Annotated in this window: 13 protein-coding genes and 1 tRNA gene; 4 read left to right on the top strand and 10 right to left on the bottom strand. The window is 67.2% G+C overall.

The window, feature by feature from the left end; genetic code table 11:
- Positions 1-20 precede the first annotated feature (20 nt).
- Positions 21-2108 (top strand): M3 family metallopeptidase, encoded by a 2088-nt coding sequence (locus DIE03_RS27830; protein WP_124455464.1) that lies wholly within the window; start codon positions 21-23, stop codon positions 2106-2108.
- Positions 2109-2166: 58 nt separating this feature from the next.
- On the opposite strand, the gene dinB is transcribed toward DIE03_RS27830, so the two are convergent.
- Positions 2167-3330 carry a DNA polymerase IV gene (dinB, locus tag DIE03_RS27835; protein WP_124455465.1) on the bottom strand — a complete coding sequence of 388 codons (1164 nt, stop codon included), beginning with the start codon at positions 3328-3330 and terminating at the stop codon, positions 2167-2169.
- Positions 3331-3481: 151 nt separating this feature from the next.
- On the opposite strand from dinB, the gene DIE03_RS27840 reads away from it, so the two are divergent.
- On the top strand, positions 3482-4174 hold the full coding sequence (locus DIE03_RS27840) for an aspartate/glutamate racemase family protein (RefSeq protein ID WP_124455466.1): 693 nt from the start codon (positions 3482-3484) through the stop codon (positions 4172-4174).
- Positions 4175-4282: 108 nt separating this feature from the next.
- Here DIE03_RS27840 and DIE03_RS27845 read toward each other — a convergent pair.
- A tRNA-Met gene (locus DIE03_RS27845) sits at positions 4283-4359 on the bottom strand.
- A 183-nt stretch (positions 4360-4542) separates the two neighbouring features.
- Between DIE03_RS27845 and xth the strand changes: the two genes are divergently transcribed.
- A complete protein-coding gene (xth, locus tag DIE03_RS27850; RefSeq protein WP_124455467.1) occupies positions 4543-5319 on the top strand; it encodes an exodeoxyribonuclease III in 777 nt (258 codons plus the stop codon).
- 19 nt (positions 5320-5338) lie between these two features.
- Here xth and DIE03_RS27855 read toward each other — a convergent pair whose 3' ends face one another.
- The 4 genes from DIE03_RS27855 to glnA form a co-directional block, all read right to left on the bottom strand.
- Entirely contained in the window at positions 5339-7447 is a 2109-nt protein-coding gene (locus tag DIE03_RS27855) for a prolyl oligopeptidase family protein (RefSeq protein WP_124455468.1), read from the bottom strand.
- An 89-nt stretch (positions 7448-7536) separates the two neighbouring features.
- Complete coding sequence (gene ntrC, locus DIE03_RS27860) at positions 7537-9054, bottom strand: nitrogen regulation protein NR(I) (protein WP_124455469.1); 1518 nt, start codon at positions 9052-9054, stop codon at positions 7537-7539.
- 45 nt (positions 9055-9099) lie between these two features.
- Positions 9100-10242, bottom strand: a complete 1143-nt coding sequence (gene glnL / locus DIE03_RS27865; RefSeq protein ID WP_031399495.1) for a nitrogen regulation protein NR(II) — start codon at positions 10240-10242, stop codon at positions 9100-9102.
- A 160-nt stretch (positions 10243-10402) separates the two neighbouring features.
- On the bottom strand, positions 10403-11818 hold the full coding sequence (glnA, locus tag DIE03_RS27870; RefSeq protein WP_124455470.1) for a type I glutamate--ammonia ligase: 1416 nt from the start codon (positions 11816-11818) through the stop codon (positions 10403-10405).
- 407 nt (positions 11819-12225) lie between these two features.
- Between glnA and DIE03_RS27875 the strand changes: the two genes are divergently transcribed.
- Positions 12226-12690: a rhodanese-like domain-containing protein gene (locus tag DIE03_RS27875; RefSeq protein ID WP_124455471.1), complete on the top strand. Its 465-nt coding sequence runs from the start codon at positions 12226-12228 to the stop codon at positions 12688-12690.
- 115 nt (positions 12691-12805) lie between these two features.
- On the opposite strand, the gene DIE03_RS27880 is transcribed toward DIE03_RS27875, so the two are convergent.
- The 4 genes from DIE03_RS27880 to DIE03_RS27895 form a co-directional block, all read right to left on the bottom strand.
- A complete protein-coding gene (locus tag DIE03_RS27880) occupies positions 12806-13621 on the bottom strand; it encodes a molybdopterin-binding protein (RefSeq protein WP_124455472.1) in 816 nt (271 codons plus the stop codon).
- The gene (locus DIE03_RS27885) at positions 13618-14445 is read right to left on the bottom strand and encodes an EI24 domain-containing protein (protein ID WP_124455473.1); all 828 of its coding nucleotides are present in this window, start codon (positions 14443-14445) and stop codon (positions 13618-13620) included. Before DIE03_RS27885 ends, DIE03_RS27880 begins: the two co-directional genes overlap by 4 nt.
- A gap of 111 nt (positions 14446-14556) precedes the next feature.
- On the bottom strand, positions 14557-15531 hold the full coding sequence (locus tag DIE03_RS27890) for a sterol desaturase family protein (protein ID WP_124455474.1): 975 nt from the start codon (positions 15529-15531) through the stop codon (positions 14557-14559).
- Between the two features lie 16 nt (positions 15532-15547).
- On the bottom strand, positions 15548-16537 hold the full coding sequence (locus DIE03_RS27895; RefSeq protein WP_124455475.1) for a beta-propeller fold lactonase family protein: 990 nt from the start codon (positions 16535-16537) through the stop codon (positions 15548-15550).
- Between the last annotated feature and the right edge of the window lie 16 nt (positions 16538-16553).

Genomic DNA, 16553 nt, shown 5'->3' on the forward strand with positions numbered 1-16553 from the left:
GGCAACAGACAGGGAGTCTTATGTCCGCCAGCGCCAACACCAATCCGCTCCTCGACTTCTCCGGCCTGCCCCGTTTCGGCGAGATCCGCCCGGAGCACGTGACGCCCGCGCTCGATACGCTGCTCGACGCAGCCAGCCGCGCGGTCGAAGCCGCGAGCGCGAGCGCGACGCCGTCGACCTGGGCTGCCGTCGTCGAGACGGTCGAGCAGGCCACGGAGCCGCTCGGCCGCGCATGGAGCATCGTCGGCCACCTGAACGCGGTCGCCGACACGCCCGAACTGCGCGCCGCCTACGGTGAAAACCTGCCGCGCGTGACCGAGTTCTGGTCGAGCGTCGGACAGAATCTCGCGCTGTACGAGAAGTACAAAGCGATCGCCGCGAGCGCCGAATATGCGACGCTGTCCGCCGAGCGCAAGAAGATCCTCGACAACGCGCTGCGCGATTTCCGCCTGTCGGGCGCCGAGCTGCCCGAGGACCAGAAGCCGCGTTTCGCCGAACTGCAGGAACAGCAGGCCGCGCTGTCGAAGGCATTTTCCGACCACGTGCTCGACGCCACCAACGCGTACGCGTACTTCGTCGAGAACGAAGCCGACCTGGCCGGCCTGCCCGGCGACGCGATCGAGGCTGCCCGCGAAGCCGCGCAGAAGGACGGCAAGGACGGCTGGAAATTCACGCTGCACTTCCCGTCGTACTTCCCGGTGCTGCAGTACGCGGACAACCGCGCGCTGCGCGAGACGCTCTACCGCGCGTATGCGACGCGCGCGTCGGAGCTCGGGCCGCAGTATGGCGACGGCAAGGCCGAATGGGACAACACGGCGATCGTCGCCGACGAGCTGAAGCTGCGCCGCGAAGAGGCGCAGATGCTCGGCTACCGCAACTTCGCGGAAGTGTCGCTCGCGCCGAAGATGGCCGAATCGCCGCAGCAGGTCATTGCATTCCTCGAGGATCTCGCCACGCGCGCGCGCCCGCACGCAGACAAGGACTGGGACGAGCTGCGCGCATTCGCCGCGAAGGAACTCGGCCTGACGGAACTCGCGCCGTGGGACGTGGCATACGCGGCCGAAAAGCTGCGCCAGCAGCGCTACGCGTTCTCGGAAAACGAGGTCAAGCAGTACTTCCCCGAGCCGGCCGTGCTGAAGGGCCTGTTCACCGTCACCGAGACGCTGTTCGGCGTGCGCATCAAGCCGGACGACGCGCCGGTATGGCACAAGGACGTGCGCTTCTTCCGCGTCGAGAACCGCGACGGCTCGCTCGTCGCGCAGTTCTATCTCGACCTGTATGCGCGCGAAGGCAAGCGCGGCGGCGCCTGGATGGACGACGCGCGCTCGCGCGCGAAGCGCGGCAGCGACGTGCAGACGCCGGTTGCGTACCTCACCTGCAACTTCTCGGCACCGATCGGCGGCAAGCCCGCGTGCTTCACGCACGACGAAGTCATCACGCTGTTCCACGAATTCGGCCACGGGCTGCACCACATGCTCACGCGCGTCGACGAGCTCGGCGTGTCGGGCATCAACGGCGTCGAATGGGATGCGGTCGAGCTGCCGTCGCAGTTCATGGAAAACTTCTGCTGGGAATGGGACGTGCTGTCGTCGATGTCGTCGCACGTCGACACGGGCGCCACGCTGCCGCGCGAGCTGTTCGACAAGATGATCGCCGCGAAGAATTTCCAGAGCGGGCTCGGCACGCTGCGCCAGATCGTGTTCTCGATGTTCGACATGCTGCTGCACGTCGACTTCGACCCGGCCGGCGCCACCGGCGTGACCGCCTTCGCGCGCGAGATCAACGAGCGCTATCACGTGATCCCGCAGGCGGCGTTCTCGCGCTGGCCGAACACGTTCAGCCACATCTTCGCGGGCGGCTACGCAGCCGGCTACTACAGCTACAAGTGGGCCGAGGTGCTGTCGGCCGACGCGTACGCGGCGTTCGAGGAAGCGGCCGCCAAGAGCGGCAGCGTGCTCGACGCGGCCACCGGCACGCGCTATCGCCGCGAGATCCTCGAGGTCGGCGGCAGCCGCCCGGCGATGGATTCGTTCAAGGCGTTCCGCGGCCGCGAGCCGGAAATCGACGCGCTGCTGCGCCACAACGGGATGGCCGCGCCCGCACACTGAGCGCGCCGCCCGGCCTTTCCGGCTGCATCGACAGGCACCGCTTCGGCGGTGCCTTTTTTCATGGCGCGGGCGCGTCTTCGTCGAACAGCGAGAACTGCCCGTGACGCTCGGCCGTGTCCTCGTCGATGCGCACGCCGACGCCGAGCAGCCGCACGGCCTGCGCGCGCCGCTGCAGCCCCTTCGCGAGCAGCGTGACGGCCGTCTCCGCATTGGTCGCGTCGGCCACGCACTCGACCGTCGTGCGCTGGAAATCGGCGAAGCGGATCTTCACGTACAGCTTGCGGATCGACCGCGCGGCGCCTGCGCGCGCAATCCGCGCGTCGAGCTGCACGACGAGGCGGCAAATCTCGTCCGCGCATTGCTCGAGCGTCGTCAGGTCGGTCACGTAGGTCGTCTCGACACTGACCGACTTGCGCTCCTGGTCGGCCTGCACGGGCCGTTCGTCGATCCCGCGCGACAGTTCGTACAGCCGCCGCCCGAATGCACCGAACTCGCGGTGCAGGTCGATCAGCGGCCAGTCGCGCAACTGCGCGCAGGTCTGGATGCCGAGCCGGTCGAGCCGCGTGGCCGTCACCTTGCCGACGCCGTGCAGCTTGCGCACCGGCAGCGCCGCGACGAACGCGTCGATCTCGTGCGGCCGCACGACGAACAGGCCATCCGGCTTGTTCCAGTCCGACGCGATCTTCGCGATGAACTTGTTCGGCGCGACGCCGGCCGAGACGGTCACGCCGACCGTGTCGAACACACGCTGGCGGATCTCGCGCGCGATCAGCGTCGCACTGCCCTGGCACCGCTGCGACCCGCTGACGTCGAGGTACGCCTCGTCGAGCGACAGCGGCTCGACGTCGGGCGTGTAGTCGCGATAGATCGCCATGATCTGCCGCGACGCCGCGCGGTATTTGTCCATCGCGGACGGCAGGATCAGCAGGTCCGGGCACTTGCGCATCGCGAGTGCCGACGACATCGCCGAATGCACGCCGTAGCGCCGCGCCTCGTAGTTGCAGGTCGCAATCACGCCGCGCTGGTCGGGCCGGCCGCCGACCGCGAGCGGCCGATTGCGCAGCGACGGGTCGTCGCGCATCTCGACCGATGCGTAGAAGCAGTCGCAGTCGCAGTGAATGATCTTGCGCATGCGCGGCAGCGCGTCGCCCGGCGGCGGCACGTGCGGATCGGCGGGCGGAATGGTGGTCGGGTTCACGGTGCCGATACTGTACAAAAACACAGTGCCGGTTTCAACTGTCGCGTGCGGCAGAAACCGGTCGCCCGCGCCCGCCTGCGCCGTACCGGCCCGCTTTGCGCGGATCGTACCGGCCGGGTGCGGGCCGCCGCACCTATACTCGTCTGCCGCGACACACGAAACGAGAAGGTGACGGATGAAGACGATCGGACTGATCGGCGGCATGAGCTGGGAATCGTCGGCCGAGTACTACCGGATGATCAACCGGCATTCGAAGGCGCTGCACGGCGGCCATCACAACGCGAAGAGCGTGCTCGTCACGGTCGATTTCGCGGAAATCGAAGCGCTGCAGCGCACGCACGACTGGGCGGCGCTCGGCGAACGGATGGCCGACGCGGCACGGCAGCTCGAGGCGGCCGGCGCCGACCTCGTCGTGCTGACGACCAATACGATGCATCGCGTGCACGACGCGATCGAGGCCGCGGTGATGCTGCCGTTCCTGCACATCGCCGATCCGACCGGCAGCGCGCTGCGCGACGCGGGCGTCGAGCGCGTCGCACTGCTCGGCACGCGCTACACGATGGAGTTGCCGTTCTACGCGGAGCGGTTGCGCGAGAAATTCGGGCTGGACGTGCTCGTGCCGGACGAACGCGGGCGCGACGACGTGCACCGGATCATTTACGACGAGCTGTGCCACGGCATCGTCGCGGCGCAATCGCGTGCGACGTATGTGTCGATCATCGAGGCGCTGGCAAAGCGCGGCGCGCAGGCCGTGATCCTCGGCTGCACGGAGATCACGCTGCTGATCGGCGCGGACGATTCGCCGCTGCCGGTGTTCGACACGACCGCGCTGCATGCGAAGGCGGCCGTGGAGTGGGCTGCGCGATAACCGCGGCAACGAATATCGCGCGCAGAAAACAAAAAACCCGGCACGAGGCCGGGTTCCTGTCGACGAAGCGCGCATCGGTCACTTGCGCTGCACATCGTCTGGTGTGCTTGGTTGCGGGGGTAGGATTTGAACCTACGACCTTCGGGTTATGAGCCCGACGAGCTGCCAGACTGCTCCACCCCGCGTCAGAGAAATAAATTATAGGGTGAGGGAGTACTCACGTCAATACTTTTGTCACAATTTCTTCTCTCCCCTTCCAGGCAGCGTCGCACGCCCGCTGCTCCGCGTCGCGCATTGCGCGCGTTCGCACCCCATGCTCGCGGTAAGATGGCGGCCTTCGCATTCACGCCGCACGCACACTCCCGTTCATGAAAATTGCCACCTGGAACGTCAACTCGCTCAACGTCCGCAAGCAGCATGTGCTCGACTGGCTCGCGCACAGCGGCACCGACGTGCTGTGCCTGCAGGAACTGAAACTGCCCGACGAGAAATTCCCGCGCGCCGATCTCGAAGCGATCGGCTACCGCAGCTGGTTCACGGGCCAGAAGACCTACAACGGCGTCGCGATCCTCGCGCGCGAGTCGCTGACCGTCGACGAATCGGACGTCGTGCGCAATATCCCCGGCTTCGACGATCCGCAGCAGCGCGTGGTCGCCGCGACGGTCGACGGCGTGCGGATCGTGTCCGCGTACTTCCCGAACGGCCAGGCGCCCGACTCCGACAAGTTCGTCTACAAGATGCAGTGGCTCGATGCACTGCAGGCGTGGATGCGCGCCGAGTTGCAGCGCTTCCCGAAGCTCGCGCTGCTCGGCGACTACAACATCGCACCGGAAGACCGCGACGTGCACGATCCCGCGAAATGGGAAGGCCAGAACCTCGTGTCGCCGCAGGAGCGCGCGCACTTCGCGCAACTGATCGAACTCGGCTTCGTCGACGCGTTCCGCCGCTTCGAGCAGCCCGAGAAGACCTTCACGTGGTGGGACTACCGGATGATGGCGTTCCGCCGCAACGCGGGGCTGCGCATCGACCACATCCTGCTGTCGCCGGCGCTCGCGCAGACATGCACGTCGTGCGAGGTCGACCGCACGCCGCGCACGTGGGAACAGCCGTCCGACCACACGCCCGTCGTCGCGGTCGTCGGCTGATCGTCCAGTCCGCCCGCGCTCAGCGCCGCGCGGGCGCCGACCCGAGATGGGTCCACAGGAAGCCGAACTCGGCCGCATCGGCTTCCGCGCGCTCCAGATCGTCGGCACTGCCGTGACCGCCGTCGGTGTTCTCCCAGTACCACACCCGTTCGTGACCGAGCGCATGCATGCGTGCGGCCATCTTGCGCGCATGCGCGGGATGCACGCGGTCGTCGCGCGTCGACGTCGTCAGCAGCAGCGGCGGATACGCGACGCCTTCGCGCACGCGGTGATAAGGCGAATACGCGGCCAGCGCCGCGCCCTCGCCCGGATCGTCCGGGTCGCCGTATTCGTCGAGCCACGCAGCACCCGCGTGCAGCTTCGGATAGCGCTGCATGTCGAGCAGCGGCACGCGGCACAGCACCGCGCCGAACAACTCGGGCCGCTGCATCATGCACGCGGCGACCAGCAAGCCACCGTTGCTGCCGCCCTCGATCCCGAGCTGAGCGGCCGTCGTCACGCCGGTCGCGGCCAGATCCTCGGCCACCGCGATGAAATCGTCGAATGAACGCTGCCGGTGCTCGCGCTGCGCGTCGACGTGCCAGCGCGGCCCGAACTCGCCGCCGCCGCGGATATGCGCGAACGCCATCACGCCGCCGCGTTCGAGCCACCCGATGCCGAACGCGTCGCTGTAGCCCGGCAGGTTCGGGATCGCAAAGCCGCCGTAGCCCGACAGCAAACACGGCCGCGCGACGCGCGTGGCACCTTCGGCCGGATCGAGCGCATCGCGCGGCCCGATCAGCGTGTACGGCACCACCGTGCCGTCCCGCGAACGCGCGCTCGCGCGGCGCACGACGAGCCCGACCGCATCGAACTGCACCGGCGGCCGGTCGAGCAGCACGCGGCGCGACGGCGCATCGTCCGCACGATCGGCGAGATCGGCCAGCCAGCATTCGGGCGGATCGAGATAGGTGTCGACATCGACGTACACCTCGTCGTTCAGCGTCGCCTCGACGGGCTCGACGTCGATCTGCGCGTCGCCCGTCCATTCGAACGGCCGCGCGTCCCACACCCACGTGCCGTCGTCGGCCTGTCGCGGTTGCCACAGCATCGTGCGGCTGTGCACGTCGTCGAGCCAGCTCGCGATCAGCGTGGTGCGCGTGTGCGTCCACGTGCACGCGGACGTCGTCGGCTGCGGCGCGAACAGCGTCGTGAATTCGCGCGACCCGGCCAGGAACGCCTGCTCGCGGATCGCGAGCAGCGAGCCGCCCGCATGGCGCACGCCATCGCAGTCCCAGTCGAGGCGCGGCTCCAGCACGAGCCAGCCTTCCCAGAACCCGACTTCGACATGCGTCGGCACGTCGTAGCGCGCCCACTCGCCGGCGTCGGTCAGCCAGTACGCATGCGCGTCGAAGAAGTCGACGCTGCGCCACGCGACGTGGCGACGGTCGATCGGATCGAACCACGCGCCGGCACTGATGTCGTCGGGTTCGCCGCTGAAGACGACGGGCGCATCGGCGAGCGCCGTGCCGCGCACCCAGCGCCGTGCTTCGTACGGATAGCCGGCCGCGGTCGCATGCGCTTCGCCGCGATCCCAGCTCACGTAGACGGTGTCGCGGTCGATCCAGCCGACCGTGTGATGGCCCGGCTCGTCGATCGTGAAGCCGCCATCGACGAAACGGCGTTCGACGAGATCGAATTCGCGCACGACGACCGCGTCGGCGCCGCCCGGCGACAGCGACAGCAACGCGCGATCGCCGTCCGGGTACAGGATCGCGTCCTGCTCGAACACCCATGACTCGCCCTCCTCGGCACCGAGCGCGTCGACGTCGAGCAGCGTTTCCCACGCAGGTCGACCGGCACGCCAGTCGTCCCAGCGCGTGCGGCGCCACAGCCCCTTCGGATGGAGATCGTCCTGCCACAGGTCGTACGCCCAGTCGCGCCAGCGGGTCGGAATCACCGGGCGTTCGCGCGGCAGATAGGCCTTGGCGAGACGTGCGGTCAGCGCGCGATACGCGTCGTCGTCGCGCAGCGCGGCGCGCGTGCGCGCATTCTGCTCGTCGACCCACGTGCGGGCGCGCTTGCTGTCGAGCGCTTCGAGGAAACGGAACGGGTCGGCCCCGGTGGGCCAGCGGAAGGAATCGGACATTGCGGATCGGCGGAATGGCAAGCTGCGTGCAAACCGCGATTATGTCCGATCGCGGCATGCGCGACGCCCGCGCATGCCGCAAATCATGCTCAGGGCTCCAGATGGAGTTCCTGGATCTTGCGCGTGATCGTGTTGCGGCCGATGCCGAGCCGCTCCGCGGCCTCGACCTTGCGGCCGCGCGTGAAGTCGAGCGCCTCGCGGATCACGGCCGCCTCGAAGCGACGCGCGAGCTCGTCCATCACGTCGGCCGAATTCTCGCGCAACAGCCGCGCGACTTCGGTACGCAGCCCGTGCTCCCACAGCGGGTAGCCGGCCGGCGCGCCGCCGTTCGGCGCGGCCGCGACGGGCGTGCTCGCCACCGGCGCGGCACCGAGCACGGACGTTCCGGCCGCCGCGTTGCCGCTGCTGCCGGGCGCATCCGCGCCGTCACCCGTCACGACGACCGGCGCACCGCCCGGCACGAGGTCGGGTGGCAGGTCCTTGACCTCGACCGTCTGCGCCGGCGCCATCACGGTCAGCCAGTTCGCGAGGTTCTCGAGCTGCCGCACGTTGCCGGGAAACGCGAGCGACGTCAGGTACGCGAGCGCTTCGTCGGACACGCGCTTCGGCTCGACGCCGAGATCGCGGGCACTCTTCTGCAGGAAGTGGCGCGTGAGCAGCGCGATGTCCTCGCTGCGTTCGCGCAACGGCGGCAGGCGCAGCCGGATCACGTTGAGCCGGTGGTAAAGGTCCTCGCGGAACAGCCCCTGCCGCACGCGCGATTCGAGATTCTGGTGCGTCGCGGCGATCACGCGCACGTTCGCGCGCAGCGGGTTGTGCCCGCCGACGCGATAGAACTGCCCGTCCGACAGCACGCGCAACAGGCGCGTCTGCAGGTCGAACGGCATGTCGCCGATTTCGTCGAGGAACAGCGTGCCGTTCTCGGCTTGCTCGAAGCGGCCCTGCCGGGTCGTCTGCGCACCGGTGAACGCGCCGCGCTCATGGCCGAACAGCTCGGACTCGAGCAGGTCCTTCGGAATCGCCGCGGTGTTCAGCGCGATGAACGGCCCGTTCGCGCGCGGGCTGTGGCGATGCAGCGCACGGGCGACGAGCTCCTTGCCGGTGCCCGACTCGCCGGTGATCAGCACGGTCGCGGCCGAATGCGACAGTCGGCCGATCGCGCGGAACACGTCCTGCATCGCGGGGGCCTGGCCGAGCATCTCGGGCGCCTCGGCCACGCGCTCGTCCTGCGGCGCGCCGCCGCGCAGGCTTTCTTCCACCGCACGGCGGATCAGCTCGACGGCCTTGTCGACATCGAACGGCTTCGCGAGATATTCGAACGCGCCGCCCTGGAACGCCGCGACGGCGCTGTCGAGATCGGAGAACGCCGTCATGATGATGACGGGCAGGCCCGGCAGCCGCTCGTGCATCGCCTGCAGCAACTCGAGGCCCGAGCCGCCCGGCATCCGGATGTCGGACACGAGCACCTGCGGCGTCTCGTGGTCGAGCGCGGCCAGCGCGTCGCGCACGTTCGCGAAGCTCTTCGTCGCGAAGCTGTCCCGGGCGAGTGCCTTTTCAAGCACCCAGCGGATCGATTGGTCGTCGTCTACTATCCAGATCGGCTTCATAGGTCGGTCAGGTATGGGTGAATCCGGTGAATCGCAAGTCGCCGCTCAATGGTCGAGCGGCAGCAGAATCTGAAACTCGGTACGTCCGGGCCGGCTTTCGACCTCGATCATCCCGTCGTGCTGCTGCACGAAGGTCTGCGCAAGCGTGAGACCGAGGCCGCTGCCGTCCTCGCGCCCGGACACGAGCGGATAGAAGATCCGGTCGCGGATCTCTTCCGGAATGCCGGGCCCGTTGTCGATCACGTGCAAGTCCAGTGCCAGCCGGTACAGGCGCTTCGCGATCGTCACCTTGCGCGCGATGCGCGTGCGCAGTTCGATCTTCGCGTCGCCCTGCGCGATCCGCTCGCGCAGCGCCTGTGCTGCATTGCGGACGATGTTGAGCAGCGCCTGGATCAGCTGCTCCTTGTCGCCGCGCAGGTCCGGCACGCTCACATCGTAGTCGCGCTCGATCGTGAGCCCGCGCGGGAATTCCGCGAGCATCACCGCGCGCACGCGTTCGCACACTTCATGAATGTTCACGTCGCCGACGATGTGCGGATGCCGGTGCGGCTCCAGCAACCGGTCGACGAGCGTCTGCAGGCGATCGGACTCCTTGATGATCACCTGCGTGTATTCGCGCAACTCGCCGCGCTCGCGCTCGCCCAGTTCGAATTCGAGCAGCTGGGCTGCGCCTCGAATGCCGCCGAGCGGATTCTTGATCTCGTGCGCGAGGTTGCGGATCAGTTGCTTGTTGACCGCGGTCAGGTCGTGGATGCGCTCTTCCCGGTCGGTGCGCGACTGCCGTTCGTTCTCGAACAGCTCGACGAGCACGAAATCGGGCGCCGTCTCGAGGAAGCCGACGATCGCGTGCACGTGCAGCGGTTCGCGGCCGGGCCGGTCGAGCACGGTATCGAGGTGCGTCGCATGAAAGCGTTCCTCGCCGATCGCCGTGATCGTCGACGCCAGTTCGTTCGCGTTCGGGAAAATCTCGCCCCACGGCCGCTGCGCGAGCTGCCGTCGCGAGATGTCGAGCATCGCCTCCGCCGACGGGTTCGCGAACGCGATCCGCAGCGTCTTGCGGTCGAGCACGATCACGACCGTCGGCAGCGCTTCCAGCCCCGCCAGCAGGCCCGAGCGTGCGAGCCGCTCGTCGTCCGTCAGTCGCTCGGGCTGCCCCGTTCTCGCCTTGATCAGATTCTTCAGAACCATCTGCGTGCTTGTCGCGCCTCACCGGGCCAAAAATGAAAATCGTCGGAACAAAAAAGGGACGGCCGGACGCCGTCCCCTTTCAGACTCCGCCGCTCCCGCCGCGGGCCGCGCGACGGGAACGAACCGGCATGACGGCGCTGAATCGAAGCGCCATCGCCGATTAGAGCGAGTAGTACATCTCGAACTCGATCGGATGCGTCGTCATGCGGAACTTCGCCAGCTCCTGCTCCTTCAGCGCGAGGTACGCGTCGAGCATGCCGTCCGTGAACACGCCGCCACGGGTCAGGAACTCGCGATCCTTGTCGAGCGCTTCGATTGCCTGGTCGAGGCCCGCGCAGACGGTCGGGATCTTTGCATCCTCTTCCGGCGGCAGGTCGTACAGGTTCTTGTCCGCGGCTTCGCCCGGGTGGATCTTGTTCTGGATCCCGTCGAGGCCCGCCATCATCAGTGCCGAGAACAGCAGGTACGGGTTCGCCATCGGATCCGGGAAGCGCGTTTCGATACGGCGGCCCTTCGGGTTCGACACGTGCGGAATGCGGATCGATGCCGAACGGTTACGCGCCGAGTAAGCGAGCTTGACCGGTGCTTCGAAGTGCGGGACCAGGCGCTTGTACGAGTTCGTCGTCGGGTTCGTGATCGCGTTCAGTGCACGGGCGTGCTTGATGATGCCGCCGATGTAGAACAGCGCCAGTTCCGACAGGCCGGCGTAGCCGTTGCCCGCGAACAGGTTCTGGCCGTCCTTCCAGATCGACTGGTGAACGTGCATGCCCGAACCGTTGTCGCCGACGACCGGCTTCGGCATGAACGTCGCCGTCTTGCCGTACGAGTGCGCGACGTTATGGATGATGTACTTCGACCATTGCGTCCAGTCGGCGCGCTGAACCAGCGTCGAGAACTTCGTGCCGATTTCGTTCTGGCCCTGGCCCGCCACTTCGTGGTGGTGCACTTCGACCGGGATGCCGAGCTGTTCGAGCAGCAGGCACATTTCCGAACGCATGTCCTGGAACGTGTCGACCGGTGCGACCGGGAAGTAGCCGCCCTTCGTGCCCGGACGGTGGCCCGTGTTGCCGCCTTCGAATTCCTTGGCCGACGACCACGGTGCTTCTTCCGAGTTGATCTTCACGAAGCAGCCCGACATGTCCGTGTTCCACTGGACCGAGTCGAAAATGAAGAATTCCGGTTCCGGACCGAAGTAGGCCGTGTCGCCGATGCCCGTGCTCTTCAGGTACGCTTCGGCGCGCTTCGCGAGCGAGCGCGGATCGCGCTCATAGCCCTTGCCGTCGGCCGGCTCGACCACGTCGCAGGTCAGCACGAGGGTCGACTCTTCGTAGAACGGGTCGACGAAGGCTGCGTTCGGATCCGGCATGAGCAGCATGTCCGACGCCTCGATGCCCTTCCAGCCCGCGATCGACGAGCCGTCGAATGCATGACCGCTTTCGAACTTGTCTTCGTCGAATGCCGAAACCGGCACCGAGACGTGCTGCTCCTTGCCGCGCGTGTCCGTGAAGCGGAAATCGACAAACTTGCAGTCCTCGTCCTTCACGAGTTGCATGACGTCGGCGACGGTTTTACTCATAACCTCTTCTCCTGATTAGAACAATTCCGGCGGACTGGGAACCGCCTCGTTTATCGAGCTGACCGGGGTCTTGCTTTGGCGCAGCGCGCCCCGATTCGACCGAATTCTATATAGCAGCTTCCGTGCCACCTTTTCAAACGCCGGGCGCAAATCGCGCCAGAGCTCGCCACGACAGGGCTGTGCTGCGCGATTCCGGGGCTTCGCGCCACACCGGTCGCTCGTCGAAAGCACTGTCATGGTGCAATCGCCACAGCCCGTTGCCGTCACAGAATCATTCTGGTGCATGCGCGCCATTCTGCACTCTTTTGGTGAACGCGTGGGCCGCGCGTGCACCGCACCGCATGCGGGCGTCCGTGCCGCGACGCCGCGCTAGAATGGTCGTTTGACCGATACGGAGACTCCCTGCCATGAGTACGCTCGACCAGCTTTACGCGAAGGCCGACGAACGCCGCGCACACGACGCGCTCAACTACGCCGGCGCGCTGCTGCCGGTCGAGGCATTCGAACTGCTGCAGCTCGACCCGTCCGCGCGCCTCGTCGACGTGCGCACGCGCGCCGAACTCGACTGGATCGGCCGCCCGCTCGTCGGCGACGGTCAGTACCTGCACCTCGAATGGACGCGCTACCCGGGCGGCGTGCCGAACGCCGAATTCGTCAACGAACTGAAGGCGGCCCTTCCGGCCGATACGCCGATCCTGTTCCTGTGCCGCAGCGCCGCGCGCTCGAAGCTCGCCGCGGTCGCGTCCGCACAGGCCGGCTTCACGAAGGCCTTCGACCTGCTCGAAGGCTTCGAGGGCGCGAAGGATGCCGAAGGCCACCGCAAGACGGTCGACGGCTGGTGCTTCCGCAAACTGCCGTGGATCGGCGCCTGACGGCGCGGTGCACCGACCGACGACGACACTCTCATCGTCGAGCCGGGCGATGACATGCCGATGACGGGCCGCGTTGCGCGGCCCGTGGCTTTTGTGCGGCCGCGTGGCGGGCCGCTCAGGCGTGCGGCGTGTCGGGCTCGACGACGTCGCCGCCGAGCAGGTGCACGCCTTCACGCAGCTTCACGAACGCGGCCGCGACCGCTTCCGGCTCGCCCTTCACGCCGAGGTCGATGTGGCGGCGCGCATAGATGCCGCCGCGCTCCGAATCTCCGACGCTAGGCAGGCTGAACACGCGCACGCCCGGGAAATCGCGCTCGATGCGCTCCATCAGCGGCGTGAGCGTCGATTCGGGCAGCTCGAACACGTACAGCGAGCGTTCCGCGTGCGGCGTCGCGTGATGCAGGTGCGCGTACTTCGTGTCGAGCACCCATTCGATCATCGGCCAGGCCATCACGGGGAAGCCCGGCACGAAATGCAGGTCGCCGACAGAGAAGCCGGGGATGCGGTTATAGCCGTTCGGGATGATCGTCGCGCCAGCCGGGAACACGCCCATGTTGAAGCGGTGCTGGTTCTCCGGCGACTCGAAGTCGACCGGCGTGGCCGGATCGGTGTGCGTTTCGCGGATCCGCTCCGCAATCAGCACCTTCGCTTCCGGGTGCAGTTCGAGCGGCACGCCGAGCGCGGCGGCCGCGCACTGGCGCGTGTGGTCGTCCGGCGTCGCGCCGATCCCGCCGGTCGAGAACACGATGTCGCCCGACGCGATCGCACGCGCGAGCGTCGCCGTGATGCGCGCCGGATCGTCGCCGACGTATTCGGCCCAGTCGAGCGCGAGGCCGCGCGCGCCGAGCAGCGCGATGACCTTCGCCAGATGCTTGTCCTGCCGGCGGCCCGAAAGGATTTCATCGCCGATGATGATGATGCCGATGCTCATGCCTGCCCCATGTCGATTGCGGTGGCGCGCGCGCTCGCGCGCAGGTCCTCCAGCGCGCGCAGGCAATAGTGCCCGAACCACAGCGCCGAGAAGACGAGGATGAAAGCGTATACCCAGATCATGGCGGCCGCGACGAACGGAAACAGCACCATCATCCAGATCGATGAGACCCATACGAAGGTCGGCACCGTGCCGAGCAGCCCGGTCGCGACGCCGATGCCGATCAGCGGCCAGCGGTGCTGCCGCACGACCGCACGGCGCTCGTCGCGGCTCGCGTGCAGCGCGAGCGCGTCGTAGGTCATCACGCGGTACGTGAGCCAGCCCCAGATCACCGGCGGCAGCAGCGCGAAGAACGGCGGGATCAGCCACAGCGGGATCGTGACGACCAGCAGCACGACGCCGACGAACGCCGCGCCGAGCGAATTGAACGCGCTGCCGAGGAAGGTGCCGCCGCGCTTCGGCTCGAGTGCCGCGAACTGCCGGTTCGACAGGTGCTTGATCACGACCGGCATCGAGATCGTCGCGATCAGCAGCAGCACCGTCAGCACGATCAGCGGGATCGCGAGCGACACGACCACGAACGGCGCGACGACCGCATGCAACTGCGACATGCCGATCGCGTCGAACGCGCGATACAGCATCGCCGTCAGCACGAAGCCGTCGAGCGCGCCGCGCGCGAGATCCAGCAGCGTCTGCCACGAGAACCACAGCACGGCGCCCCACAGCAGCGCCGAGACGACGAACGGCATCAGGGTGAGCCACAGCATGCGCGGGTGCAGCGCGCTGGCGAGCGCCCGGACGAAAGAGCGCAGCAAGTCGTTCATGCGAGCCTGTATCGACGGAGAAAAACGGGGAAAGGATAAACCACACGGCCCGCATGCGCCGAAGCGCATGCGGGCCGTGTGGGAATGCCGTTCAACGGGAGCGGAATTGCGTCAGGCCGACGCCGCGCCGCGCTTGGCGGGGAACAGGCGCCGGAAGATCCGCACGAACGCGAGGCCGTGCTGCGACCAGAAGCCGTCGCCGTAGGACACGCCCTCGACCTGCTCGCGGATGCCGGTCGGCTCGACCGTGCGGTTCCACGACGCGGTGCCGAACATCATGTCCCACCACGGGAACAGCACGCCGAAGTTGCAGCCGTACTTGGTGCCTTCGTGACCGTAGCCGACTGCGTGGTGGCGCCGGTGGAAGATCGGGCTGACGAGCAGGCGCTCGCCGAGCCAGCCGAACGACAGGCGCGCATTCGTATGCTGGATGCTCTGCATGAAGTTCGTGACCGCGGTCAGCACGACGAACTGCGACGGCGTCACGCCGATCACGAGCGCGATCGCTGCGAAGAAGCACGACTGGATCACGTCGTCGAGCAGGTGGTTGCGGTCGTCGCACCACAGCGACATCTGCCGCTGGCTATGATGGACCGCGTGCAGTTCCCACCAGATGCCGAACTTGTGCTGCCAGCGGTGATACCAGTAGCCGGCGAAATCGAGCACGACGAGGTAGATCGCGAACGCGATGATCGGCTTCGACGTCACGCCCGGCCACAGATAGTCGAGGTTCACGTTCGCGACGCCGTGCAGGCGCAGCCACGCCTGGAAGTTGTCGAACACCGGCTGCAGCGCGAAGAAGAAGAACAGCGTGTAGATGCCGAGCTTCGAGATCGCCGTGTAGATCACGTCGACCCGCACCGCGCGGCGGTTCTTCCAGCGCTCGACCGGCAGCAGCGCCTCGAGCGGGCGCAGCAGCGCGAACATCAGCACCATCTGCAGCGCGCCGATGATCACCCAGTACAGTGCGTCGTAGGTGTCCTCGTCATAGTCCATCAGGTTGAACTTGAAGAGGAGCGGCTGCACGACGTCGACGTACAGCCAGGTCTGGATGTCCGACACGAACGCGTCGATCAGGTGCAGCATCGTCCGCCTCCGCCCGTCACGCGCCGTTCGCCGCCTTCCACGGCGCGCGGTCGTAGAAGTAGATGCCGTGCGGCGAGCGGCCGACGGAGATCGTCTGCACCAGCTTGCGCGAGGCGAGATCGATGATCCCGACCTTCTTCGCGAAGCGGAACGTCACCCACAGCGTCTTCTTGTCGGCGGACAGCTCCATGTCGTCCGGGCCCGGCAAGAGGCCGGTGATGTCGCCGACCTTGGTGAGCGTGATCTCGTCGATGATGCTGATCGTGTTCGCGACCCGGTTCGTGATCGCGACGTGCGTGCCGTCGGCGAGCGAGCGGAAATTGTGTGCACCCTTGCCGGTCTGGATCGTCTTCACGACCTTCTGATTGCGCCAGTCGACCACCGCGATGTAATCGGCGCCCGTCATGCCGACCAGCAGGTATTTGTCGTCCGGCGTCATCCACAGGCCCGCCGGCACCTTGCCGACCGGCATCTTCCACTTGACCGTCTGCGTCGCGAGGTCGACCGCCGCGATCTCGCCGGACACCTGCAGCGACACAAGCACGGTCTTGCTGTCCTTCGTGAATGCGAGGTGGCTCGGCATCACCGCGAGCGGCAGGCGCTTCACGAGATGCAGGTCGCGGCCGTCGTAGCTGTAGATGTCGAGCCGGTCGAGGCGCAGCCCGGTCGACACGAACCACTTCTTGTCGGGCGAGAAGCCGAGCTGGTACGGATCCTCGATGCCTTCGACCGTGCGCTGCAGCTTGCCGGTCTTCGGATCGACGAACATCAGGCTGTTCGAGACCGAATTTGCGACGATCAGGGACGAATTGTCCGGCGTCGCCATCAAATGGTGCGGTTCCTTGCCGGTCGGCATCGTGGAGACGACTTCGCGGGTCTGCTGGTCGATCAGGGAAAGCGTCGCTTCGGCCGAGTTGAGGACGATCACGTTATTCGCGTGTGCGGCGGGCGCCAGCACGGCGGCGGCCAGCGCAAGCGTGCGGCCGAAGGAAAGGAAAGTGCGCATGAAGACTCACGTCGTG

Source organism: Burkholderia sp. Bp8992, from assembly GCF_003853705.1.
Classification (GTDB): Bacteria; Pseudomonadota; Gammaproteobacteria; order Burkholderiales; family Burkholderiaceae; genus Burkholderia.